General features: G+C 68.8%; 19 protein-coding genes and 1 pseudogene. 11 read left to right on the forward strand and 9 right to left on the reverse strand.

The features are described from left to right. Positions 1–10 precede the first annotated feature (10 nt). From tadA to LRS14_RS03715, 8 genes and pseudogenes are all read left to right on the forward strand, one after another. Entirely contained in the window at positions 11–586 is a 576-nt protein-coding gene (gene tadA / locus LRS14_RS03680; RefSeq protein WP_052736044.1) for a tRNA adenosine(34) deaminase TadA, read from the forward strand. Continuing rightward, positions 586–1632 carry an LD-carboxypeptidase gene (locus LRS14_RS03685; protein ID WP_083440307.1) on the forward strand — a complete coding sequence of 349 codons (1047 nt, stop codon included), beginning with the start codon at positions 586–588 and terminating at the stop codon, positions 1630–1632. Before tadA ends, LRS14_RS03685 begins: the two co-directional genes overlap by 1 nt. Before the next feature lie 187 nt (positions 1633–1819). Then, positions 1820–4045, forward strand: a complete 2226-nt coding sequence (locus LRS14_RS03690) for an ABC transporter substrate-binding protein (protein WP_257798638.1) — start codon at positions 1820–1822, stop codon at positions 4043–4045. A gap of 21 nt (positions 4046–4066) precedes the next feature. Then, the gene (locus LRS14_RS03695; RefSeq protein WP_257798639.1) at positions 4067–5050 is read left to right on the forward strand and encodes an ABC transporter permease; all 984 of its coding nucleotides are present in this window, start codon (positions 4067–4069) and stop codon (positions 5048–5050) included. Positions 5051–5064: 14 nt separating this feature from the next. After that, positions 5065–6522 (forward strand): ABC transporter permease, encoded by a 1458-nt coding sequence (locus tag LRS14_RS03700; protein ID WP_257798640.1) that lies wholly within the window; start codon positions 5065–5067, stop codon positions 6520–6522. Between the two features lies 1 nt (position 6523). Next, positions 6524–8424: pseudogene (locus tag LRS14_RS03705) on the forward strand (ABC transporter ATP-binding protein). Positions 8425–8586: 162 nt separating this feature from the next. Further along, complete coding sequence (locus tag LRS14_RS03710) at positions 8587–11331, forward strand: TonB-dependent receptor domain-containing protein (RefSeq protein WP_257798641.1); 2745 nt, start codon at positions 8587–8589, stop codon at positions 11329–11331. Between the two features lie 737 nt (positions 11332–12068). Continuing rightward, positions 12069–14771 carry a TonB-dependent receptor domain-containing protein gene (locus tag LRS14_RS03715; RefSeq protein WP_257798642.1) on the forward strand — a complete coding sequence of 901 codons (2703 nt, stop codon included), beginning with the start codon at positions 12069–12071 and terminating at the stop codon, positions 14769–14771. Between the two features lie 66 nt (positions 14772–14837). Here LRS14_RS03715 and LRS14_RS03720 read toward each other — a convergent pair whose 3' ends face one another. The 7 genes from LRS14_RS03720 to LRS14_RS03750 form a co-directional block, all read right to left on the reverse strand. Further along, complete coding sequence (locus tag LRS14_RS03720; RefSeq protein WP_257798643.1) at positions 14838–15596, reverse strand: 3-hydroxyacyl-CoA dehydrogenase; 759 nt, start codon at positions 15594–15596, stop codon at positions 14838–14840. 83 nt (positions 15597–15679) lie between these two features. Continuing rightward, entirely contained in the window at positions 15680–16333 is a 654-nt protein-coding gene (adk, locus tag LRS14_RS03725; protein WP_046111266.1) for an adenylate kinase, read from the reverse strand. A gap of 120 nt (positions 16334–16453) precedes the next feature. Continuing rightward, positions 16454–17242 carry a 3-deoxy-manno-octulosonate cytidylyltransferase gene (gene kdsB / locus LRS14_RS03730; RefSeq protein ID WP_257798645.1) on the reverse strand — a complete coding sequence of 263 codons (789 nt, stop codon included), beginning with the start codon at positions 17240–17242 and terminating at the stop codon, positions 16454–16456. Further along, on the reverse strand, positions 17239–17421 hold the full coding sequence (locus tag LRS14_RS03735) for a Trm112 family protein (RefSeq protein WP_046111268.1): 183 nt from the start codon (positions 17419–17421) through the stop codon (positions 17239–17241). The genes kdsB and LRS14_RS03735 overlap by 4 nt, the downstream gene beginning before the upstream one ends. Then, positions 17418–18476 (reverse strand): tetraacyldisaccharide 4'-kinase, encoded by a 1059-nt coding sequence (gene lpxK, locus LRS14_RS03740; protein WP_259376563.1) that lies wholly within the window; start codon positions 18474–18476, stop codon positions 17418–17420. Before lpxK ends, LRS14_RS03735 begins: the two co-directional genes overlap by 4 nt. Positions 18477–18520: 44 nt before the next feature. Next, positions 18521–18988, reverse strand: coding sequence for a biopolymer transporter ExbD (locus LRS14_RS03745; protein ID WP_257798647.1), 468 nt, complete (start codon positions 18986–18988; stop codon positions 18521–18523). Continuing rightward, a complete protein-coding gene (locus LRS14_RS03750; protein WP_257798648.1) occupies positions 18985–19635 on the reverse strand; it encodes a MotA/TolQ/ExbB proton channel family protein in 651 nt (216 codons plus the stop codon). Before LRS14_RS03750 ends, LRS14_RS03745 begins: the two co-directional genes overlap by 4 nt. 384 nt (positions 19636–20019) lie before the next feature. On the opposite strand from LRS14_RS03750, the gene xseA reads away from it, so the two are divergent. Continuing rightward, positions 20020–21405 (forward strand): exodeoxyribonuclease VII large subunit, encoded by a 1386-nt coding sequence (xseA, locus tag LRS14_RS03755; RefSeq protein ID WP_257798649.1) that lies wholly within the window; start codon positions 20020–20022, stop codon positions 21403–21405. 124 nt (positions 21406–21529) lie between these two features. Beyond that, on the forward strand, positions 21530–22090 hold the full coding sequence (locus LRS14_RS03760) for a Fe-Mn family superoxide dismutase (protein WP_310740846.1): 561 nt from the start codon (positions 21530–21532) through the stop codon (positions 22088–22090). A 2-nt stretch (positions 22091–22092) separates the two neighbouring features. On the opposite strand, the gene LRS14_RS03765 is transcribed toward LRS14_RS03760, so the two are convergent. Both LRS14_RS03765 and LRS14_RS03770 read right to left on the reverse strand, forming a co-directional pair. After that, positions 22093–23151, reverse strand: coding sequence for a DUF72 domain-containing protein (locus LRS14_RS03765; RefSeq protein WP_257798651.1), 1059 nt, complete (start codon positions 23149–23151; stop codon positions 22093–22095). Then, positions 23148–23777: a TetR family transcriptional regulator gene (locus tag LRS14_RS03770; RefSeq protein ID WP_046111274.1), complete on the reverse strand. Its 630-nt coding sequence runs from the start codon at positions 23775–23777 to the stop codon at positions 23148–23150. Before LRS14_RS03770 ends, LRS14_RS03765 begins: the two co-directional genes overlap by 4 nt. A 160-nt stretch (positions 23778–23937) precedes the next feature. On the opposite strand from LRS14_RS03770, the gene LRS14_RS03775 reads away from it, so the two are divergent. After that, entirely contained in the window at positions 23938–25185 is a 1248-nt protein-coding gene (locus LRS14_RS03775) for an efflux RND transporter periplasmic adaptor subunit (protein WP_257798652.1), read from the forward strand. The last annotated feature ends 30 nt before the right edge of the window (positions 25186–25215 follow it).

A 25215-nucleotide genomic window follows, 5' to 3' on the forward strand; every position in this document is an offset into this window, starting at 1 on the left:
ACGTAGCGGCATGTCCGCAGTGCCTTCTCCATTGCCCGCCAGCCCGGCGGATGAACATGCCATGCGCCTGGCGCTGGACCAGGCCCTGAATGCGCAGCTGGCGGGCGAGGTGCCGGTGGGCGCGGTGATCCTGCGCCACGGCCAGGTGATCGCCACCGGCTACAACCGGCCCATTACCACCCACGACCCCACGGCGCATGCCGAGATCGTGGCGCTGCGCCATGCCGCGCAGCTGCTGCAGAACTACCGCCTGCCGGAGTGCGAGCTCTTCGTGACGCTGGAGCCCTGCGCCATGTGCGCGATGGCACTGATGCATGCCCGCTTCAAGCGGGTGGTGTTCGCGGCGGCCGATCCCAAGACCGGCGTGGCCGGCTCGGTGATCGACCTCTTCGCCCAGCCCCAGCTCAACCACCACACCACGGTGCAAGGCGGCGTGCTGGCCGAGGCCAGCGCGCAGCTGCTGCGCGGCTTCTTCGCCGAGCGCCGCGCGCGGCAGAAGGCCCTGCAGGCCGCCCGCCGCGGCCCGCCCCCCATTCCCACCGGCGAGGCCACCGAGCTGCCCGCCGACCCGTCCCCCGAGCCCTGATGACCGCCACCTCCCGCAAGACCGCCGCGCCGGCGCACGACCATGCCCACCATGACCACCGTCATGGCCATGACCACCACGGGCATGCCCACGATGCCCACCGCGACCATGCCGCCCACGGCGTGCCCGACGGCCCGCGCACGCTCACGCTGTTCTCGCCCGCGGGCGTGGTGGTGCAGGCCGCGCCGGTGCGCCGCGCCGCCCGCCGCCTGAAGGCCCATGGCTTCGAGGTCACCATCGACGCCGATGCGCTGGGCAAGCACCAGCGCTTCGCCGGCACCGACGACATCCGCCTGGCCGCGCTGCACCGGGTGGCCGAGGCCGCACCCTCGGTGGCCCTGGCCACGCGCGGCGGCTACGGCATGTCGCGCCTGCTGGACCGCATCGACTGGCCGCTGGTGGCCCGCAGCATCGAGCGTGGCACGCGCTGGGTGGGCTACAGCGACCTCACCGCGCTGCAGCTGGGCCTGCTGGCCCATGCGCCGGCCGGCGTCACCTGGGCCGGGCCGATGGCCGCCGGCGACTTCGGCGCCACCGACGAGGAGGGCGGCGTGGACGACGTGACCGAGGGCTGCTTCCTGGAGGCCATGTCCGGCGAGCTGGAAGCGCTGGGCTTCCGCACGGGCGAGGGCTTCGACGGCCTGGAAGCCCGCGGCACGCTGTGGGGCGGCAACCTGCGCGTCATCAGCACGCTGCTGGGCACGCGGCACTGGCCGGCCACGCGGCGCATCAAGGGCGGCATCCTGTTCATCGAGGAGGTGAACGAACATCCCTACAGCATCGAGCGCAGCCTGCTGCAGCTGCACCAGGCCGGCGTGCTGGCACAGCAGAAGGCCGTGCTGCTGGGCGAGTTCACCGCCTGGCGCAAGTCGCCGCTGGACCGCGGCTACACGCTGAAGTCGGCCATCGAGCACCTGCGCTCCGTGTGCCCGGTGCCCATCCTCACCGGGCTGCCCTTCGGCCATGTGCCCACCAAGGTATGCCTGCCGGTGGGCGCCAGGGTGACGCTGGCCGTGCAGGGGCGGGACGCCTTCATCGGCTGGTAATCACGGGGGCCGGCGCCAGGCTGTCTCCCACGGGACATCAAGTTGTACGTACAACTCCCTGGCATGGAAGCTGCAAATCTGGCAGATGTCTTCTCCTAGAATCCGCGCCTTCCGTGGGGTGCCTGGGCCACGAGCCCGCAGTTCGCCAACGCGGCATAACGATCTGCGCAACACGCGAGGAGCATGCATGGGCATTCATGGGTGGGTTCGATGGGGCAAGGCCTTGGCGGCCGCGGCGCTGGCCGCCGGCTTGGCCGCCTGCAACAACAATCCCTGGCCTGAAGATGCCGCCGCTTCCAACACGCTGTACACCGCGGCCATCGAGAACTCTCCCCGCCACCTGGACCCGGTGGCCAGCTACTGGTCGAACGACACGCCGTTCACCTACCAGATCTACGAGCCGCCCTACGGCTACCACTACCTGAAGCGGCCCTTCGTGCTGGTGCCGAAGAGCGCGGCCGAGGTGGTCAAGCCGCACTACCTGGACAAGAACGGCCAGCCGCTGCCCGACGATGCCGACAGTGCGGTGATCGCCGAAAGCGTCTACGACATCCCGATCAAGCCGGGCATCCTGTTCCAGCCGCATCCGGCCTTTGCCAAGGACGAGCAGGGCCGCTATCGCTACCACGCGATGAAGCCGGGCGAGCTGGGCGGCCGCCGCACGCCGGTGGACTTCGAGCACACCGGCACCCGCGAGCTGGTGGCCGAGGACTTCGTCTACGGCCTGAAGCGGCATGCCACCACCCGCATCACCACGCCGATCGCCGGCATCTTCGGCGAGTACATCGTGGGCCTGCGCGAGTACACCGCGCTGGTCAAGGCCGAGGACGCCAAGCTGCGCGAAGGGCTGGATCCGTCCAGCCTGGACAAACCCTTCCTCGACTTCCGCCAGTGGCCGCTGGCCGGTGCCAGCGCGCCCGAGAAACACCTGCTGCGCATCCGCATCAAGGGCAAGTACCCGCAGTGGAACTACTGGCTGCAGATGACCTTCACCGCGCCGGTGCCCTGGGAGGCCGATGCCTTCTATGCCCAGCCCGGCATGGCCGAGCGCGGCATGACGCTGGACCGCTGGCCGGTGGGCACGGGCCCGTTCATGATGACCGAGTTCGTGCAGGACCGCCGGCACGTGATGGTGCGCAATCCCAACTACCGCGGTGAGCCGTATCCCTGCGAGGGCGACGAGATCGCCAAGGCCACCGGCCTGCTGGCCGACTGCGGCAAGAAGACGCCGTTCCTGGACAAGATCGTCGTCACGGTGGAGCGCGAGGCCGTGCCGCAGAAGGGCAAGTTCCGCCAGGGCTTCTACGACGTGGAGGTGTTCGAGCGCACCGACACCGGCAAGGACTACCTGGTGGACATGCAGGACTCCGACGCCGTGCGCCGCGAGTACACCGAGAAGGGCTTCCGGCTGGACACCCGCTCCGACGTCAACAGCTACTTCATCGCCTTCAACATGCTCGACCCGGTGATCGGCGACGGCAGCACGCCCGAGCAGGCCGAGCGCAACCGCAAGCTGCGCCAGGCCATCTCCATCGCCATCGACTGGGAGGAATACAGCAAGGTCTTTCCGAAGAAGGCGGGCGACACCGCCATGAGCCCGCTGCCGCCGGGCATCGTCGGCTCGCGCGAGGAGGAGCCGGGCTACTTCAACCCGGTGACGCACCGCCTGGTGGACGGCAAGGTGCAGCGCCGGCCCATCGCCGATGCCAAGCGGCTGCTGGCCGAGGCCGGCTACCCCAATGGCCGCGACGCCCGGACCGGCCGCCCGCTGGTGCTCAACTACGACTACTACGCACCGCCCACGCCCGAGCGCAAGCCGGAGATCGACTGGGTGGTGCGGCAGTTCGCCAAGATCGACGTGCAGCTGGAAGTGCGCGCCACCGACAACAACCAGTTCCAGGACAAGGTGCGCAAGGGCACCTACCAGGTGTTCTGGCTGGGCTGGAATGCAGACTACCCCGACGCGGAGAACTTCCTGTTCCTGCTGTACGGCCCCAACGGCAAGACCAAGCACGACGGCGAGAACACCTCCAACTACGCCAGCGCCGAGTTCGACCGCCTGTACGGCCGCATGAAGACGCTGGACGACGGCCCCGAGAAGCAGCAGCTGGTCGACGAACTGGTGAAGATCGCGCAGACCGACGCGCCCTGGACCATGGGCTTCTTCCCGCATGCATCGGCTGCGGTGCAGCACTGGGTCTACAACTCGCGCCCGGCCATCCTGGTGCGCGACCAGGGCCGTTACCTGCGGGTGGATGCGGCCGAGCGGGTGGCGCGCCAGAAGGCCTGGAACCAGCCGGTGTGGTGGCCCGCCGTGCTGATGGCCGTGGCGGTGGTGGTGCTGGTGGTGGTGGCCGCGCGCAGCCTGCGCCGGCGCGAACGCATGAACGCCCGTGGCGAAGTGCTGGCCTAGACGAAGCGGAGCCCTGACCCGATGCTTTCCTATGTGATGCGCCGCATCGTCTACGGCGCGCTGATCCTGCTGGGTGTGAACCTGGCCACCTTCGTGCTCTTCTTCACCGTCAACACGCCGGACGACATGGCGCGGCTGAACCTGGGCGGCAAGCGCATCACCCAGGAGGCCATCGAGCGCTGGAAGGAGGAACGCGCCTACGACAAGCCGCTGTACTTCAATGCGCAGGCCCAGGGCACGGCCCAGCTCACCGACACCATCTTCTGGGACCGCTCGGTGTCGCTGTTCGCGCTGAAGTTCGGCCGCGCCGATTCAGAGAGCGCCGGCGACATCGGCGCCGAGGTGGCCACCCGCATGAAGGTCAGCCTGCAGATGGCGCTGCCGCTGTTCGTGCTGCAGGTGATCGCCAGCACCGCCTTTGCGTTGCTGCTGGTGATGCTGCGCGGCACGCGGCTGGACGTGTGGGGCGTGGTGGCCTGCGTGGTGATGTTGTCCATCTCCAGCCTGTTCTACATCATCGTGGGGCAGTTCCTGTTCTCGCGGGTGCTCAGGCTGGCGCCGATCTCGGGCTATGCGCCGGGGCTGGATGCGGTGAAGTTCCTGGTGCTGCCCATCCTGCTGTCGCTGGTGGCGCGGCTGGGCGGCGAGGCCCGGCTGTACCGCGCGATGTTCCTGGAGGAGATCGGCAAGGACTATGTGCGCACCGCCCGTGCCAAGGGCCTGTCGGAGGCGGTCGTCCTGTACAGGCATGTGCTGCGCAACGCGCTCATCCCCATCATCACCAGCGCCGGCTCGTACCTGCCCTACGTGTTTCTCGGCAGCCTGGTGTTCGAGAGCTTCTTCGGCCTGCCGGGCCTGGGCGCCTACGTGATCGAGGCCATCGGCAAGCAGGACTTCGCCATCGTGCGCACGATGGTGTTCCTCGGCTCGCTGCTCTACATCGCCACCTATGTGCTGATCGACATCGCCTACACCTGGGCCGACCCCCGGGTGCGCCTCAGCTGACCTGCGAGCCTTCCATGCCCAAGTTCGTTCTGCTCTGGACCGACGCCGCGATCTGGCTGCTGCTGCTGGCCCTGCTGGCCTATGGCCTGATGGTGGTGCGCAAGCCCGCGCTGTCGGCCAACTGGCGCAAGGTTTTCCGCGATCCGGCGGCGCTGGCGTCCTCCCTCATCCTGCTGCTGTGCCTGGGCATCACGTTGGTGGACAGCATCCACTACCGCCCGCTGCTGCCGCCGGCACCCGGCGCCGCCGCGGACGCCGGGCCGGCCTACGACGCACGCACCCGCTCCCTGCTGGACACGCTGATGTGGGACCTGGTCGCTGCGCGGGAGTCCACCTACTCGCATCCGCTGGCGGCGGTGAGCTGGAACCGCGAGTCGAGCGAGGTGGACGGGCAGGTGGTGCGCACCGCGCCGCGGCTTCAGTTCGGCGGCGCACACCTGAAGGACCCCGAGACCGAGTTGCTGGGCGACGTGGCCTGGCGGGCCGGCGTGGGCCTGCTGGCCGGCGCCCTGGCGGCCGCCTTGCTGACGGTGGCGCTGCTGGCCATGATCGGCCGTGCCCGCGGCACCGGCCTGGCCGAGACCTGGGCCGCCGTGCGACACCGCGAAGGGCAGGTGCCCTGGCATGCGCTGCTCATCACGCTGTGGCTGGTGGCCCTGGTGGTCGGCCCCAGCACGATGCTGTCCGGCCCCTACCACCTGATGGGCACCGACCGCACCGGCAACGACGTCCTGTACCAGGCCATCAAGAGCATCCGCACCGCCTTCGTCATCGGCACGCTGGCCACCGTGGCCACGCTGCCGCTGGCGGTGGTGCTGGGCATCATGGCCGGCTACTTCAAGGGCTGGGTGGACGAGCTGATCCAGTACCTCTACACCGTGCTCAGCTCGGTGCCCAACGTGCTGCTCATCGCGGCCTGCGTGCTGATGGTGCAGGTGTTCCTCGACAAGCACCCGGAGCTGTTCGAGACCGGCGCCGAGCGGGCCGACCTCAAGCTCTTCCTGCTGTGCGTGGTGCTGGGCGCCACCGGCTGGGCCGGCCTGTGCCGCCTGCTGCGAGGCGAGACGCTCAAGCTGCGCGAGCTGGAATACGTGCAGGCCGCCAATGCCTTCGGCGTGGGCCATGGCCGCATCATGGTGCGGCACATCTTCCCCAACGTGGCGCACCTGATGCTCATCGTCACGGTGCTGGAGTTCTCCTCGCTCATCCTCTACGAGGCGGTGCTGTCGTACGTGGGCGTGGGTGTCGATCCGTCGATGAACAGCTTCGGCGGCATGATCAACCTGGCCCGCTCCGAGATGAGCCGCGACCCGGTGGTGTGGTGGTCGTTCGCGGCGGCCTTCGGCTTCATGGTCACCGTGGTGCTGGCCGCCAACCTGTTCGCCGACGGCGTGCGCGACGCCTTCGATCCACGCGCGCGCACCTTCCGTGCCCGCGTGCTGCGGCGCGAACGCAAGACACAAGGGGCCTGACGTGCTGCGCATCGACAACCTGAAGGTGGAGCTGGACAGCGAAGCCGGCCTGGTCAAGGCCATCGACGGCCTGGACCTGGCCATCCGCCGCGGCGAGACTTTCGCGCTGGTGGGCGAGTCCGGCTGCGGCAAGAGCATGACCGCGCTGGCGCTGATGCGCCTGCTGCCCGACAACGGCACCGTGGCCCAGGGCCGCGTGCTGCTGGGCGACGAGGACCGCCGCGGCGAGACCGATGTGCTCAGCCTGCCCGAATCGCGCATGCGCGCGGTGCGCGGCGGGCGCATCGGCATGATCTTCCAGGAGCCTTCCACCAGCCTGAACCCGGTGATGAAGGTGGGCCAGCAGATCGTGGAAGCCATCGAGGCGCACACCGCGCTGCGCGGCGATGCGGCCCGCGCCAAGGCCATCGACTGGCTGCGCCGCGTCGGCATCCCCGAGCCCGAGCGCCGCATCGACGAGTACCCGTTCCGCATGAGCGGCGGCCAGAAGCAGCGGGTGATGATCGCGATGACGCTGGCCACCGAGCCCGACTTCGTGGTGGCCGACGAGCCCACGACGGCGCTGGACGTCACCATCCAGAAGCAGATCCTGGAGCTGCTGCGCGACCTGCAGCGCGAGCAGGGCATGGGCATGCTGCTCATCACGCACGACCTGGCGGTGGTCAGCGGCATGGCCCACCGCGTGGCGCTGATGTACGCAGGGCAGATCATCGAGGTGGCCGAGGCCGCCGACTTCTTTGCCCACCCGCGCCATCCGTATGCGCGCGCGTTGCTGAAGGCATTGCCGGATGCCCAGCGCCGCGACCAGCCGCTGGCCGCCATCGCGGGCACCGTGCCGCCGCTGACCACCACCTTCACCGGCTGCCGTTTCGCGCCGCGCTGCGACCGGGTGATGCCGCATTGCTCCACCACGCTGCCCGAGTTGTACGAGGCCGCGGCGGACGGCCAGGCGCCGCACCCGGTGCGCTGCCTGCTGTACGTGGACGATGCCCGCCTGGCCGCGCTGGCCGCCGCGGCGCCGGCCGAGGCCGCACCCGCGCCGCTGCCTCCCGCTGCCGCGGCCGAGGCCACCCGCGGCCTGCCGGTGGGCGCGCCGCTGCTGCAGGTGGAGGGGCTGCGGGTGCGCTTCCCGATCCGCAAGGGCGCGCTGCAGCGCGTGGCCGGCTACTTCGACGCGGTGGACGGCGTGAGTTTCCAGGTGGGCGCGGGTCGCACTTTGGCGCTGGTGGGCGAGTCGGGCTGCGGCAAGACCACCACGGGCAAGGCCATCGTGCAGCTGCTGCGCACCCAGGCCCGCATCGAGGGCCGGGCCCTGCTGGACGGCCAGAACCTGTTCGACATGAACGGCGATGCGCTGCGCGCGGCGAGGCAGCGCATCCAGATCATCTTCCAGGATCCGTTTGCCTCGCTGAACCCGCGCATGCGCGTGTTCGACGTGCTGGAGGAAGGCCTGATGTCGCTGCGCACCGAGATGGACGCCGGTGCACGAAGAGCGCGCATCGAAGCCCTGACCGACCAGGTCGGCCTGCGCCGGGAGGCGCTGCACCGCTATCCGCACGAGTTCTCCGGCGGCCAGCGCCAGCGCATCGCCATCGCGCGTGCACTGGCAGTGCAGCCGCAGCTGATCGTGTGCGACGAGCCGACCTCCGCGCTCGACGTGTCGGTGCAGGCGCAGATCCTCAACCTGCTCAAGCAGCTGCAGCGCGAGCTGGGTATCAGCTACCTGTTCATCACGCACAACATCGGCGTGGTGGAGTACATCGCGGACGAGGTGGCGGTGATGCAGCGCGGGCGGATCGTGGAGCAGGGGCGGCGGCCAGTGTGCTGGATGCGCCGACGCAGGGGTATACGCGCACACTGTTGGCGGCTGTACCGAGGTTGGCCATCACGGCACAAGAGTGAAGCTTCGCAGTGCCGTTGCGGAGACTCCACAAATATCAATTCAAACGATCCGGATTTGCCCGATGCACCGCTAAAATATCACTTTCTGGCAGAAAGATTGCTTAACAATCGATTGACACCCGCATATCTGGGTGCTCAGGCAATCATCGACCAGGAGAGTGCATGTTCAAGCGGACTGCCATCAATTCAGCCATCGTGTGTTTCCTCGCCGCCGGGTCGGCGGTGGCCCAAGAGGCCCAGCGGGTCGAAATCACCGGTTCGTCCATCAAGCGGATCAATGCCGAGACCGCATTGCCGGTGCAAACCGTCAACCGCGCCGAGATCGACCGCAGCGGCGCGCAGTCGGTCACCGAGCTGCTGCAGAACCTGCCGGCGTTGCAGGGGTTCACCTCGAGCTCGGAGTCAGTGGGCAGCGGTTCAGGGGGTTTTGCCGGCGCCTCCATCCATAACGTCGGCGAACAACGCACGCTGGTGCTGCTGAATGGTCGGCGTGTAGCCAGCTGGGCTGGCCAGACGCTGACGGGCTTTGGTTCCGGCATCGACCTCAACAGCATTCCGCTTGCTGCGGTCGACCGAATCGAAGTGCTCACTGATGGCGCCTCGGCCGTGTATGGCACCGACGCCATTGCAGGCGTCGTCAACTTCATCCTGCGGCGCGACTTGACGGAAGGCGCTGCAAGCCTTACCCACTCCGTTCCGAAGGGTGGAGCGGGCAAATCCACCAACTTCAGCCTGACAAAGGGTTGGGGGAGCTTGACTGACGATGGCTACAACGCGTTGGTCAGCCTGGCAATGGACCGCCAGACTCAGTTGAAGGCGGCCGACCGAAGCTTCTCGAAAACCGGCATCGTGCCCTTCAACTACAAGGGTCAGAGCCTGGTGTTTTTCAACGGCTCCATTCGCTCGGCGCCCGCCAATTACGAGGTGTATAACGAGGCGCGCGAATTCGATGCGTTGGGCAATGCGTACTACGACCAGAACGGCAGTTGCCCGCCTACCCATGTATTTCGAGGCGGAGCATGCCGCTACGACTACAGCCAGGCGCTAGAGATTTCACCTGAGCAAGCACGCGACAGCCTCTTCGCCACCTTCAGCAAGGCCTTGGGGGCCGACCATCGGTTGAGCGCCGACTTCGCGTATAACCGGTACACGATGACGACGCGCATTGCGCCGCCGCCGGTGGACATGCAGATTCCGACCGGCTCAACGTTATACAACCAGTACATGCCGGGCGGCGCCAAGGTACTGGTGCCGGATTCCGTTTACGGCGATGACTTGTATGCTTACTGGCGGGGCGTCGATGTCGGGCCCCGGGTTACGCGCAACGAAACCAAGGCCACCCATTTCGCGCTGAGCCTGTCTGGCAGCCTGTCTGGCTGGGACTATTCTTCGGCATTGACGCTGTCCCGCAACAAGTGGGTCTCCAGCTACGGCGGCGGTTGGCTCTTGCAGAACGAACAGGATGCTGCCATTGCCAACGGTTCCTTCGACCCCTTCCTGATGCCAGGGCAGCAATCGGCCGCCGGCATTTCGGCGCTGGACGATATGCAATATCGGAACGTGTTCCAGACGCGAACCTCGGCGCTTTCTGCGCTCGAACTGCGCGGCTCGCGCGAAATCTTCAAGATCGGCAACCGCCCGGCTCAGCTTGGCTTGGGCGTCGACTTCCGCAAGGAAGACGTGGAAAGCAGCCCGAGCCTGGTGGCGCAGGGTATCGGCAACAACATTGCCGGCGATTCCTCTGGCGAGGTGCCTTACGACGTGTCGCGGAAGGCCTATGGCGTCTACGCGGAAGTGGTGCTGCCGGTGCTGGAGACGCTGGAGCTGAATGCGGCGTTGCGGCATGACCATTACAGCGACTTCGGCAATACCAACAACGGGAAGTTGTCGATGCGCTACCAGCCATCGAAGGTGCTGCTGTTTCGTGGTTCAGTCGGCACCGGCTACAGGGCGCCCGCCGTACCGCAGGTGGCAGCGGGTCGCCAGCTTTATGGCGTGACGGGAGCAGGCTACAACTGTCCGACCGAGGTACTGGAAGCACTTCAGCAGACCAATCCTTCGGTCCGTTGCCGGCAGGGCAATACCCAGTATGAGCAGCTGGCCAGCGGCAACCCTGAGCTCAAACCAGAAAAGTCGACCCAGTGGACTTTGGGTTTCCGGGTCGAGCCGTCGACGAACGTGTCTTTCGGCGCCGATTTTTGGGGCGTGAACGTGAAGGACCGCATCGACCAGTTGACGGAAGACGTCATCATGGCCAACCCTGGGTCTTACCTGAAAAACTTCACGACCTACGATGACCCGGGGACCAAGCAGACCTACGTGGCCCTCTTCATTCCGAACGAAAACCTCGGCAAGGAAAAGTTTTTAGGGCTGGACGTGGATGCGCGCGTTGCATTCAACACGTCGTTGGGCCGGTTGACCACCGCTCTGCAGTGGACCCACATGTTCAAGTACGACTACCAGCGTCTCAAGAATGGCCCGTGGTTCAGTAACCTAGGACGATTCAATGATGAGGAGGTAACGTTCAAGAACCTTTGGAAGCTGACGACCGTGCTCAAGACCGGCAATGCCGAAAACACCTTCGCCATCAATTACAAGTCGTCCTACCTCGACCAGCCTTGCACAGTGGCGGACTGCGGACTGGTGCGCGTTCTCAATCCTGACGGCAGCATTGGGCGCACGGTCGGGGTGACGGACCGGCGTGTCAGCAGTTATCTGACGGTGGATGTGCAGACCAAGTACGACATCACCAAGGCATGGTCGGCGACCGTCGGCATCAACAACCTTTTCGACCGTGATCCGCCGCTTTCGCTCAAGACCGTGGGTGGACAGCAGGTCGGCTACGACAACCGCTACACAGACGCCCGTGGTCGTACGGTCTACGCCAGGGCCAATTTCAAGTTCTGACGGCGGCTGCGCATCAACAGCAAACGGGCCCTCGCGGCCCGTTTTTGCTTGCCCGTCAATCCGCACTACCGGCAAGCCCGGCACGGCCGTGGCGCGCACGCACCATCAAGGTTTGTCCCAGGGTTGGCCCCGTAAATGCTTAAGGACAATCCAGACACGTAATGCAGCCAGTCGGGAACAAACAGAAACATTCGCCCAGCGCGGGCCCGTCTACAGGGTGTGCATGCACCCAGAAGTCTGCACCAACTGTGTGCATGCAGCTGACGGGCCATCGTCTTGAACAATAGGTAGTCGAAGTCTTGTTCATTCCGCAGTTCCGCTGTAGCCCCTCTGCGCGCCTGCCTGGCGCACCGGCACCCGCCGGTTACCTTCTCCCCACCGCCTTGTTCACCGGGACGCTTGCGCGTCGGCCCGCCGCAGGGCTGCGTTCGCACGTCTGACTTTCCCTTTCCCCTAGAAAAACCATGGAGGCCAGGCACCTGATCGGTAACCCCGCACCTTGATTCCTTGTTAACCGGGCATTGGCGACCCGCCTCTCGCCCGCAGGCGGCCATCAGGCTTCCTGCCATGTCATCGCACGCCACCGGCGCCACAAGCGCCCCGCAATGACATTTCTCCAGGTGGCTGGACACCTTGAACTGAACATTAGGAGTATGAGTATGTTCAAAAGAACGCAGTTACTGTCCAGCATACTGCTCGCCTTTGGCGGCACGGTCGGGCCCTTTGCGGGCGTGGCGGTGGCACAAGACAGTGCGCAGCGCGTTGAAATCACCGGCTCGGCCATTCGCCGGGTGCAGGCGGAAGGGGCCCTTCCGGTCCAGGTGATCCGCAAGGAAGAAATCGACCGCACGGGCGCTACGTCCACGGTGGACCTTCTGCAGAAACTGCCCTCCATCCAGGGCGCGGTCACCGAGACCGCCGGCGTGGGTGGCAACAGCTACGGCTTCGCCGGCGTGTCCATCCACAACCTGACCGAGAACCGCACCCTGGTGCTGCTGAACGGTCGCCGCCTGGCGCAGTTCGGTGGCCAGACGCTGACCGGCTTTGCCGCCGCGGTCGACCTCAACACCATTCCGATCGCCGCCATCGAGCGCATCGAGATCCTGTCCGACGGCGCCTCGGCCCTATACGGCTCCGACGCCATCGCCGGCGTGGTGAACTTCATCACCAAGCGCGACACGCAGGAAGGCGACATCACCGTCGGCTACTCCCGCCCGTCCGACGGCGCCACCGAGAAGCGCGTGAACTTCTCCAAGGGCTTCGGCAACCTGGAGAGCGACGGCTACAACGTGCTCATCGCCGCCAGCGCCGACCGCCGCACCAAGCTCAATTCCACGGACCGCAAGTTCGCCAAGAGCGGCATCGTCAACTTCAACGCCAACGGCAAGACCTACCAGTTCTTCAACGGCTCGCCGCGCGGCATTCCTGCCAACACCACGGACGACGACGGCGACCTGGTCAGCCCCTACCTGCTGGCCAACGGCAGCTGCCCCGACGTGCACGTCTCGCTGGAAACGGCGCCGGGCAAGCGCGCCTGCTACTACGACTTCGTCACGCAGCTCGAGATCTACCCGGTGCGCGAGCGTGAGAGCTTCATGACCAGCTTCACCAAGAAGCTGGGCACCGACCATACCTTCGGCGCCGACCTGCTGCTGGCGCGCACCAAGTCGATCTCGCGCATCGCACCGGTGCCGGGCGAAGTGCTGGTGGAAGCGGGCTCCGCGCTGCACAACCAGTACCTGCTGCCGGTGGGCATCACCGAGGACAGCGTGGCCTCGTACCGCGCCGCCGACCTCGGCAAGCGAACCAGCGACGACAAGGCCGACTTCCGCAACCTGAGCCTGAGCCTGAAGGGCACCGTGGCCGGCTGGGACTACGACACCGCGTACACCCACTCGGAAAGCATCGTCAAGGGCAGCATCTCCGGCTATCCCGGCGCCATCGCCTTCAACCGGCTGCTGACCAGCGGCCTGCTCAATCCCTTCGTGGGTCCGGGCCAGCAGAGCGCCGAAGCCCTGCAAGCCATCAACGGCGCCTCGTACAAGGGCTACTGGGACGGCGGCGAGTCCAAGCTGGACGGCGTCGAGCTGCGTGCGTCGCGCGCCTTTGGCCAGCTGGCCGGCGGCCCGATGCAGTTCGGCACCGGCATCAACTTCTTCAAGGAGCGCTTCGAGAGCAAGCCCAGCCTGTTCGCGCAGGGCGTGCTGACCAACCCGGTGACCGGCGAGCTGTGCGATCCGGACAACGACGCGCTGCCTTGTGACCAGCGCTTCGGCGATGCGTCGGCCAAGCCGCCGTACAAGTCGGACCGCCACGCCTGGGGCCTGTTCGGCGAGATGCTGTTCCCCATCGCGCGCAACTTCGAGCTGACCACCTCGGTGCGTTACGACAAGTACTCCGACTCGGGCAACTCCACCACCGGCAAGGCCGCGTTCCGCTGGAACCCGACGCCGCAGCTGCTGGTGCGCGGCTCGGTGGGCACGGGCTTCCGTGCGCCCACGGTGCCGCAGCTCAACGGTGCGCTGCAGTCCTATGGCGTGACGTCGGGCAACTACGACTGCACGCCGGAGCTGGCCGCCATCGCCGCCGCGCAGGGCGCCACCTGCCGCCCGAGCGGCACGCAGTACGACGTGTACGCCGGCGGCAACAAGGAGCTGAAGCCCGAGAAGTCGAAGCAGGCCACGCTGGGCATCCGCTTCGAGCCCAGCAGCGCGATCTCCGCCGGTGCCGACCTGTGGATGGTGGCGCTGCGCGACACCTTCGGCCAGATCACCGAGCAGGAGGCTTTCGCCAACCCGAACGCCTACGCAGGCGCGTGGACTTCGGCGGTGGACGTGGGCACGGGCACCAACTACCTGGCCTATAACCAGAGCAACCTGAACCTGGGCAAGACCTACATGAGCGGCATCGACTTCGATGTCGTGGGCCGCGTGCCCACGCCGCTCGGCACGGTCACCTCCCAGTTCGTGGCCACCTACATGCTGCGCGAGAAGCAGCAGCTGGTGCCGGGCGGCGAGTACTACTCGGCCATCGGCAACAACAACGAGTCGCTGGGCACCGTCACCTTCCGGTGGCAGGGCCGCCTGACGACCTCGCTGCGCGCCGGTGCCTGGAACCACACGCTGGGCTTCAACTTCAAGACCGGCTACAAGGACGTGCCGGCCGAGGTGGAAGTGCTGGACGCCGCCGGCGTGGGCACGGGCGAGTTCGAGGAAGTGCGCCTGAAGGTCAAGCGCTACTACACCTTCGACTGGCAGAGCCGCGTGCAGCTGAACAAGCAGTTCGCCATCACCGCCGGCGTGCTGAACATCTTCGACCGCGCACCGCCGCTGTCGCTGGTGATCAGCGGCATCAACAAGGGCCAGATGGTGGGCTACGACGACCGCTACTACGACCCGCGCGGCCGCACCTTCTACATCAACGGCAACTTCGCCTTCTGATGCACCGTCCGGGCCGCATGCCCGGACGCACAGGAGCCCGCAGCCTCGACAGGCCGCGGGCTCTTTTCACTTCGGCGCCAGCCGGATTGCCCCGTCCAGCCGGATCACCTCGCCGTTGAGCATCTCGTTGGTGACGATGGCGTGCACCAGCTTGGCGTAGTCCTGCGGGGTGCCCAGGCGCGAGGGGAAGGGCACGCCCGCGGCCAGCGCGTCCTGCACTTCCTGGGGCATGGAGAACAGCATCGGCGTGCCGAAGATGCCCGGGGCGATGGTCATGTTGCGGATGCCGTTGCGCGCCAGGTCGCGGGCGACCGGCAGCGTCATGCCCACCACGCCGCCCTTGCTGGCCGAATAGGCGGCCTGGCCGATCTGGCCGTCGTACGCGGCCACGCTGGCGGTGCTGATGAGCACGCCGCGCTCGCCCGTCGGTTCCGGCTCGTTCTTCGCCATGGCCTCGGCGGCCAGGCGGATCATGTTGAAGCTGCCGATCAGGTTGACCGTGATCACCTTGGTGTAGAGCGACAGCGCATGCGCGCCGTCCTTGCCCACCGTCTTGGCCGCGGGCGCGATGCCGGCGCAGTTCACCAGGCCCACCAGCTTGCCCAGCGACGTGGCTTTGGCCACCATGGCCTGGCCGTCGGCCTCCTGGCTCACGTCGCACCTGACGAAGGCGCCGCCCAGCTCGGTGGCCAGGGCTTCGCCCTTGTCGGCCTGCAGGTCGGCGATGACGACGGTGGCGCCGTGGGCGGCCAGCATGCGCGCCGTGCCTTCGCCCAGGCCCGACGCGCCGCCGGTGACGATGAAGACCTTGCCTGCGATGTCCATGCGTGATTACTCCTGAGATGACAGTCCTGGAATGGAAAACGCCGCCCGCAGGCGGCATTCGTCGGTGAGCGGCAGGCGGGCCTTCAGCCTAGCGCCTGCAGTGCGCGGGCGGTGATCTCGTCCACCGTGCCGGTGCCGCTGATCTTGCTGTAGCGCGGGGCCTGGGCATCGCCGGTGGCGGCCCATTGGCTGTAGTAGTCCACCAGCGGGCGCGTGAGGCTCTGGTAGACCTCCAGGCGCTTCTTGACGGTCTCTTCCTTGTCGTCCTCGCGCTGTACCAGGTCCTCGCCGGTGACGTCGTCCTTGCCGGCCACCTTGGGCGGGTTGTACTTGACGTGGTAGGTGCGGCCCGAGGGCTGGTGCGTGCGGCGGCCGCTCATGCGCTCGATGATGGCTTCGTGCGGCACGTCGATCTCCAGCACGGCGTCGATCTTGACGCCGGCCGCGCGCATGGCCTCGGCCTGCGGGATGGTGCGCGGGAAGCCGTCGAACAGGAAGCCCTTGGCGCAATCGGGCTGGGCGATGCGTTCCTTGACGAGGGCGATGATGAGGTCGTCGCTGACCAGGCCGCCGGCGTCCATCACCTTCTTCGCTTCGATGCCCAGCGGCGTGCCGGCCTTGACGGCGGCGCGCAGCATGTCACCGGTGGAGACCTGCGGGATGCCGTACTTCTGGCACAGGAAGGTGGCTTGGGTTCCTTTGCCGGCACCCGGTGCCCCCAGCAGGATCAGTCTCATCGTTGTCCTCGTTTTGCGGTGTTCTACGCTGTCAGTCGTGGAAGATAACACGCACACCCCTGCGCGAAACTGACGCGCCAGGGGTGGCGGCACGGGGGCCTGGCCCCCTTCAGATGACGCTCAAAGCGCGGCCTGCGCGGCCACCAGCGCACGCACGCGCGCCAGGTCTTCGGGCGTGTCCACACCCGCGGCAGGCGCGGCGGCGCTGCAGTGCACGGCGATGCGTTCGCCATGCCACAGCACCCGCAGCTGCTCCAGCGCCTCGATGGTTTCCAGCGGCGATGCGGCCAGCGTGGGAAAGCTGCGGAGGAAGCCCGCGCGGTAGCCGTAGATGCCCACATGGCGCAGCGCCGGCGGTGCGGGCGGCAGCGGCAGGGCGGGTGCGCCGGGGTGGCTGCCATCGCGCCACCAGGGCAGCGGCGCGCGGCTGAAGTACAACGCGCGCGACTGCGCATCCAGCACCACCTTGACCACGTTCGGATTGGCCAGGTCGGCCACGCTGTCGATGGCATGGGCGGCGGTGCTCATCACGCAGTCGCTGCGCAGCTGCAGCTGCTCGACGCAGGCGGTGATCAGGCCCGGGTCGATCAAGGGTTCGTCGCCCTGCACGTTGACCACGATGTGGTCGCCGTCCAGCCCCAGCTGCTCGCAAGCCTCGGCCAGGCGGTCGCTGCCGCTGGCATGGTCGGCGCGCGTGAGCAGGCCGCGCACGCCGTGGGCTTCGCAGGCCTGCAGGATCTCGGCGTCGTCCGCGGCCACCACCACCTGGGCGGCGCCGGCCAGCGCGGCGCGCTGCGCCACGCGCACCACCATCGGCAGGCCGCCGATGTCGGCCAGCGGCTTGCGCGGCAGGCGCGTGGAGGCCAGCCGGGCGGGGATCAGCACGGTGAAGGGGGCGGCGGCGCTCATTCCAGGTTGCGCGCTTCGCCTTCCAGCATCACCGGCAGGCCATCGCGGATCGGGAAGGCCAGGCGGTCGGCGCGGCAGGCCAGCTCGGCGGGTTGGCTGGCGTCGTCGCGCAGCATTTCGAGCGGGCCCTTGCAAACGGGGCACACCAGCAGGTCGATCAGGCGATGGTCGAGCGTCATGGGGCAGGTGGGGCGGGGCAGCCCGAAGGGGGCGGAGGCAGCAGCGGCTGCAGGGCCGCGGCCAGGCCGGGCGGAAGCGGGAAGTCTAGCGTGGCCACCCACACCCGCTGGCCTGGCGGCAGGCGATCGGGCCGCAGCTTCACCGCGTCCTTTTCGGTGATCACCACCTCGGTGTCCCGCGGCCAGGGCAGGGTGGCGAAGTCATGGTGGTCGGGCAGCGGCAGGCGCTCGATGGCCAGGCCCGCGGCTTCCAGCATGCCGAAGAAGCGCTCGGGCGAAGCGATGCCCGCCGCCGCATGCAGCGGCCGGCCTTGCAGCGCCTGCAGCGGCTGCGCGGCGCCGTCGGTGGCGGCCCACCAGTCGGCCAGCGGCATGACGCCGGCCAGCGATCGGCGCGCCAGGAAGCCCGGCAGCGGCGTGCTGGCGGCCGGCGCGTTGTACAGCACCAGGGTGCGCGGCGGCAGGGCCGGCGGCAGCGGCTCGCGCAGCGGGCCGGCGGGCAGCAGCAGGCCGTTGCCGGCGCCGCGCTCGTCGAACACCACCAGCTGCACGTCGCGCCGCAGCCGGTGGTGCTGCAGGCCGTCGTCGGACACCACGATGTCCACCGCCGGATGCGCCGCGCGCAGCGCCGCCAGCGTGGCCACGCGGTCGGCACCCACCCACACCGGCACGCCGGTGCGCAGCTGGATCAGCAGCGGCTCGTCGCCACCGTGGGCGGCACCCAGGCCGGGCTGCACCTGGGCCACCGCGTCGGTGCCACGGCCATAGCCGCGGGAGATCACGCCGGGCGTCCAGCCCGTGCCACGCAGCCAGCGCACGAGCGCGATGACGCTGGGCGTCTTGCCGGCACCGCCGACGATCAGGTTGCCCACCACCACCACCGGCACTTCGCCGGGACCGCGGTCGGCCGGCGCGGCACTGCGGCGGCGGTGCAGCGCCGCCAGGCCCCGGTAGAGCCAGCTCAGCGGCTGCAGCAGCCGCGCGCCGAGGGTAGGGCGAGGCCGCCACCACTGGCGTTGCAGCCAGGCGGCCAGCGCGCCGCCATGTGCAGGCAGGCTCACGCGCGGGCTCCAGCAGGCCGGTGCACGGGCTTGCGCCTTCAGCGCCCGGCCGGTGGCGCGGTGGGGACGCCGGTGTCCGCGCCGGGGGCAGCCTGGGTGGCGAAGGTGACGCGCGGCAGGCCGGCGCGGCGGGCCGCGTCCAGCACGTTCACCACCGACTGGTGCGCCGCGCTGGCATCGGCCGAGACGATGACCACCGGCCCCGGGCCGGCCGCGCCCAGCGCCGACGCCGCGCGGCTCATCGCGCCGGCCAGGCCTTCCACGCTGCGGCCGGGCAGCGGCTCGCCGTTGATGGCATAGCGGCCATCGGCGGCCACCGAGACCAGCACCTCGTCCGGGCGCTCGCGCATCGGCTCGGCCTGGGCCACCGGCAGGCTCACCTGCAGCTCGGTGAAGCGGGTGTAGGTGGTGGACAGCATGAGAAAGATCAGCACCACCAGCAGCACGTCGATGAACGGGATGAGGTTGATGTCCGGCTCCTCGCGCCGCGGCCGGCGGAAGTTCATGCCGGCGTGCGCACCGAAAAGCGCATGAGGTGCGGCACCAGGCGCTCGGCGGCCTGCTCCAGGTCCAGCGCATATTCGTCCACCCGGCCGCGGAAGTAGCGGTAGAACATCAGCGACGGGATGGCCACGATCAGGCCGAACGCGGTGTTGTAGAGCGCGATGGAGATGCCGTGCGCCATCTGCACCGGATTGGCGCCGGCGCCCGCGGCCAGCGCGGTGCCCGGGGCCTGGGCGCCGAAGATCTCGATCATGCCCACCACCGTGCCCAGCAGCCCCAGCAGCGGCGCCGCGGTGGCGATGGTGCCCAGGGTGTTCAGGTAGCGCTCCAGCCGGTGCAGCGCGATGCGGCCGGCGCCTTCCAGCGACTGGCGCAGCGCTTCCTCCGTGATGCGTGGCTCGGCGATCACGCTGCGCAGCCCGGCGGCCAGCACCTGGCCCAGCGCGCTGTTGCCGCCCAGCCGGTTGACCACGTCAGGGCCCGGCAGATTGGAGCGGGTGAGGGTGAGCACCTCGTCCAGCAGCCGCGGCGGCGCCACCCGTGCCGGCCGCAGGCTGGAGAACCGTTCGATGACCAGGGCCAGCGCCACCACGGAGCAGACCAGCAACGGCCAGATCGGCCAACCCGCGGCTTGTATGATCGAAATCACGCTTCTTCCAGGGAATGCGCCGGCTGCCACAGGGGCGCCGGCCGTGAAGAGAGGCGCGATTATGGGCCCTGCCTCCCCACGTTCCGGGCCTTGCGCACAGCGCTTCGGTTCGCTGCGCGGCGGCCCATCCGCCGCGCACCCGCTTGACAAACCATCAATCCACGGCTGCTGTGGATAACTTTGTGGGCAAGTGCCTGATGGCGTCCGCAAAGGCTTGAAATCATTGGGCCGCGCACAGATTGCTGCAAATTTAGGCACATAAATAGTGTTCAAAATCAAGCACTTACTTGAGTATGACGGCCTGGTGACAGGGGTTTGGGGCCGCCAGCCCAGCAACGGCGCGCTTGTGGAGTTCTCGCACCGCGCCAGCCGGGCGCTGGCGGCATGAACCGGCCCTTCGGCGCACTGCCGGCGCGCACGGTGTGGGGCGTGTCCGCGCTGCTGCTGGCCGCGGGCGATGCGCTGGCGGCGCGCTTCGGCTCGGTTTCGGTTCGCGGCGAACTCTCCGGCTACACCCGCGCGGCCAGCGGCCACTGTTACTTCACGCTGAAGGATGCCGACGGTGCCACCGGCACCCTGCGCTGCGCGATGTTCCGCCGCGCGGCGGTGCTGCTGGACTTCCAGCCGCGCGACGGCCAGCAGGTGGAGCTGCGCGGCCGCATGGCGGTGTACGAGGCGCGCGGCGAACTGCAGCTGGTGGTGGAGTCGATGCAGCAGGTGGGCGCCGGCAGCCTGTACGAGCAGTTCCTGAGGCTGAAGGCCCGCCTGGAGGCGCAGGGCCTGTTCAGCACCGAACGCAAGCGGCCGCTGCCGCCGTTCCCGCAGCGGGTGGGCGTCATCACCTCGCTGGGGGCAGCTGCGCTGCACGACGTGCTCACCGCGCTGCAGCGGCGCGCGCCGCAGGTGGAGGTGATCGTCTATCCGAGCCTGGTGCAGGGGCCGGAGGCGCCGGCCTCGCTGGTGGCGGCGCTCACCCGCGCGGCGCAGCGCAACGAGGTGGACACGCTCATCCTGTGCCGCGGTGGCGGCTCGCTGGAAGACCTCTGGGCCTTCAACGACGAGCGCGTGGTGCGGGCGGTGGCCGATTCGCCGATTCCGCTGGTGTGCGGCGTGGGCCATGAGACCGACGTCTCGCTGTGCGACTTCGCGGCCGACCTGCGCGCGCCCACGCCCACCGCCGCGGCCGAGCTGGTGTCGCCGGCGCGGATGGATTCCCTGGCCCGGCTGGCCGCCATCGCCCACCGGCTGCAGGCCCTGGTGCACCGCCGCCTGGAGGGCCAGGCGCAGCACCTGGACCGCCGGGCCATGCAACTGGCGCGGCCGGCGCAGGCGCTGGCCCGGCAAGCCCAGCGGCTGCAGGGCCTGGAGCACCGGCGCCAGCAGGCGCTGCGCCAGGTGCTGCAGCAGCAGGCGCTGGCGCAGCAGCAGGCCGGCGCGCGGCTGCACCGGGCGCTGGCCCAGCACTTCGGCCGGGCCGAAGCCCGGCTGCAGAACCTGGCCGAGCGCCTGCCACGGGCGCCGCAACCGGGGCTGGCGCGGGCCGAGGCCCGGCTGGGCGCGCTGGCCGGCCGGCTGCAGGCGCTGGACCCGGCTCGGGTGCTGCAGCGCGGCTATGCCTGGGTGACCGGCGAGGACGGCCATGCCGTCACTTCCGCCGCTGCGCTGCAGCCGGGCTCGCGCATCGCCGCGGTATTTGCCGACGGCCGCGCCGACGCGCTGGTGCAGACGGTGCACGCCGAGCGACGACCAACTCCCGACACGCCTGTGTGACATGCTGCCTTGACGGCGCGCCGCCTTTGGCGTGCTGCCTACAATGCGGCGGCCAAACCGCTCCCACCCGTCGGTAAGACCGGCTCAACAACGAGGAAATCTTCATGGAACGAGTGCTGCCCCCCTGCCTTACGCGATCGACGCGCTGGCACCGCACTACAGCCAAGAGACGCTCGAGTTCCACCACGGCAAGCATCACAACGCCTACGTGGTGAACCTGAACAACCTGCAAAAGGGCACCGAGTTCGAAGCGATGGAACTCGAGGACGTCATCAAGAAGTCGTCCGGCGGCATCTACAACAACGCCGCCCAGATCTGGAACCACACCTTCTTCTGGAGCTGCATGAAGCCGCAAGGCGGTGGCGAGCCCACCGGCGCGCTGGCCGATGCGATCAATGCCAAGTGGGGCAGCTACGCCGCCTTCAAGGAAGCCTTCGTCAAGAGCGCCGTGGGCAACTTCGGCTCCGGCTGGACCTGGCTGGTGAAGAAGGGCGACGGCTCGGTGGACATCGTCAACATGGGCGCCGCCGGCACCCCGCTGACCACCGGCGACACCCCGCTGCTGACGGTCGACGTGTGGGAACACGCCTATTACATCGACTACCGCAATGCCCGCCCGAAGTTCGTCGAGACCTTCTTCGACAAGCTGGTGAACTGGGACTTCGCGGCGAAGAACTTCGCCTGACGTCAGCGCGGTGCCTCGGCCTGGCGCAGCACTTCCTGCGCCAGCGCCAGCACCGACAGAGGGGCCGAGCCTTCGGCCTTGTTGTTGATCGTCACCAGCACGCCGTGGCCCGCGCCCAGCGTGCCGACGATCACCCGGGCCAGCGCCGTGCGCGTGGCCTCGTCCGGCTGCTGCATGCGGTCGAAGGGCGCCCAGGCGTCCTTGGCCTGCGCATAGCGCTGGCCCCGCTGCAGGTTCCAGCGGCACACCAGGTCGCCCGGCCACGTCGCCCGCAGCATCGGCAGCTGCTGGGCCATCGGCGGCATGCGGTCGTGCAGGCCGGCGCAGTAGCGCACGCCGTGCGACTGCAGCAGCCCGGCCAGCGCGGGCGTCAGCAGCGCGGCGTCGCGCAGCTCCAGCGCCACCACCGTGTGCTGCAGGCGTGCATCGGCCCGCAGCGCGGGCATCAGCACCTGCCATAGCCTGTCCAGCGCTTCGTGCAGCCGTGGCTCGTCGGCCAGCCAGTCGGCCGGCAGTGGCGACAGCTGGAACACCAGCGCGCCCAGCGTCGGGCCCAGGCCCTGCACGGCAGGCAGCAAGACCTCCTGCAGCGCTCGCTGTGCATCGAGGAAGCAGGGGTTGGCGTGCACCGGCTTGCCGCTGCCCGGCTCGCGCAGCAGTGCGTCGGTGACCAGCGCCGGCGCCTTGACCACGAAGCGGAAATCGGCCGGCACCTGCGCGGCCAGGCCGGCGTAGGTGGCCGCATCCAGCGGGCGGTAGAACGCCCGGTCCAGGCTGACGGTGCGCAGCAGCGGATGGCAGTGGTAGGCCGTCAAGCCGCGGCGGGCCAGCACCGGCGCGCCATACGCCCGGCCCCACACCAGGCCCTGCCAGCCGGGAAAGCTCCAAGACGAGGTGCCCAGCCGCAAGCGGCCGCCGAAGCGCTGCTGCAGCCGGTCGGCCAGCGACACCAGCTCGGGCGAGGGGACCGCCGCCTGCAGCGGGGCTGCGGCCTCCGGCTCCGCGGCCGGCTCATCGCCGAACAGCGACGGCGTGCCGGCCGCCGGCGGCACCGGCTTCACACGGCCGGCGGCAGTGCCGCGGCACCGCGCAGGAAGATGTCCACGGTGATGGCGCCGGTGGCCTCCAGGTCGAAGGCCTCGCGGTCCAGCAGCCAGTTGTGCAGCAGGCCGTCGACCACCGCATGCAGCCCCAGCGCCAGCTGCCGCGCCGGCACCGCGGCAGGCACCTCGCCGGCGGCCTGCGCCTGCTCGAACATCTCGGCCAGCTCGGCCACGTGGCCGCCGCGCACTTCCAGGTGGCGGTCGCGCACGGCCATCAGCTCGTCCACGTACTCCACCTTCTGCGTGGCGATCTCGATCACGCGGCGGGCGCGCTCATCGTGCGCCACCAGGTGGAACACCTCCTGCAGATGGGCCCGAAGGCCGGCCAGTCCGGTGCCCCCGGCGCCAGCGCAGGCCCTGGGGCCGCTGTCCTCCACCGGCATGCACACCCGGTCCATCATGGTGGTGAAGACGTCGGCCTTGTCCTTGAAATGCCAGTACACCGCGCCGCGGGTGACGCCGGCGGCCTGGGCGATGTCGTGCAGCGAGGTTCGCGAGACGCCCTGGCGATGGAACAGCAGCTCCGCCGCGTCCAGAATGCTGGCGCGGGTGGCGAGGGCTTCTTCCTTTGTCTTGCGGACCATGTGTTCGGCGGCGGCGTGAGGGAGGGTGGCGCATACATTCTAGGCTGTATGTATACTGGCGCCCGTTCTGGCTCCGGGTATACCCGCAGCCCTCCCGGCTTCTCCCCAGAAAAACTTTCCAAGGACGTGCATCGTGATGCGACGAGAGTCAGCTGTTGCTATGTTTTTCGGCGCATCGCAACGCGCCCGCACCCCGGGCGCGGCCCTGGCCGTGATCGGCTTGGCAGTGTTGCTGGCCGCCTGCGGCAAGAAGGACGAGGCCGCCGCCGCGGGCGGGCCGGGCGGCGGCATGCCGCCGGCCACCGTCGGCGTGGTGGCGGTGCAGCCGCAGTCCGTGGGCCTGGTCACCGAGCTGCCGGGCCGGCTGGAAGCCTCCCGCGTGGCCGAGGTGCGTGCCCGCGCGGCCGGCATCCTGCAGAAGCGGCTGTTCCGCGAAGGCAGCGACGTGAAGGCTGGCCAGCCGCTGTTCCAGATCGACTCCGCGCCGTATGAAGCGGCGCTGGCCAGCGCGCAGGCCTCGCTGGCGCGTGCCGAGGCCAACGTGGCGCAGACCAAGGCGCAGGCCGAGCGCTATGCGCCGCTGGTGGAAGCCAATGCCATCAGCAAGCAGGAATACGTGAATGCCGTGGCGGCCCAGAAGCAGGCCGAGGCCGACGTGGCCGTGGCCCGCGCCTCGGTCAAGACGGCCAGCATCAACCGCGGCTATGCCGCGGTGACGGCGCCGATCTCCGGCCGCATCGGCCGCGCGCTGGTGACCGAAGGCGCGCTGGTGGGCCAGGGCGAGCCCACGCCGCTGGCGGTGGTGCAGCAGATCAACCCGATGTACGTCAACTTCACGCAGTCGGCCACCGAGGTGCTGAACCTGCGCCGCGCGCTGGCCGCCGGCAAGGTGAGCCAGGCCGGAGGCGACCAGTCGGCCGTGGTGCACATCCTGATGGACGACGGCAGCGAGTACGGCCGCACCGGCCGGCTGCTGTTCTCCGACCTGACCGTGGACCAGACCAGTGGCCAGGTGACGCTGCGTGCCGAGGTGCCCAACCCTGACGGCCTGCTGCTGCCCGGGATGTACGTGCGGGTGCGCATCGAGCAGGCGCAGCTGAAGCAGGCCATCCTGCTGCCGCAGCAGGCCGTCACCCGCGCGGCCACCGGCGACACGGTGCTGGTGGTGGGTCCGGACAACAAGCCCGCGCCGCGGCCGGTCAAGCTGGGCCAGAACCAGAACAACCAGTGGATCGTGCTGGAAGGCCTGAAGCCGGGCGAGCAGGTCATCGTCGACGGCTTCCAGAAGATGATGGTGCCCGGCGCGCCGGTCAAGCCGGTGCCGTGGACCCCGGGTGCCGCGTCGGCGCCGGCGGGCTCGGCCCCCGCTTCCGCCCCGCAAGGCGCCGCCAGCGCCGCCAGCAAGTAAGCCCTCGCGGCAGAGCAACGAGGGACCTCC

It is taken from the genome of Aquincola sp. J276, from assembly GCF_024700035.1.
Taxonomy (GTDB): Bacteria; Pseudomonadota; Gammaproteobacteria; order Burkholderiales; family Burkholderiaceae_C; genus Aquincola; species Aquincola tertiaricarbonis.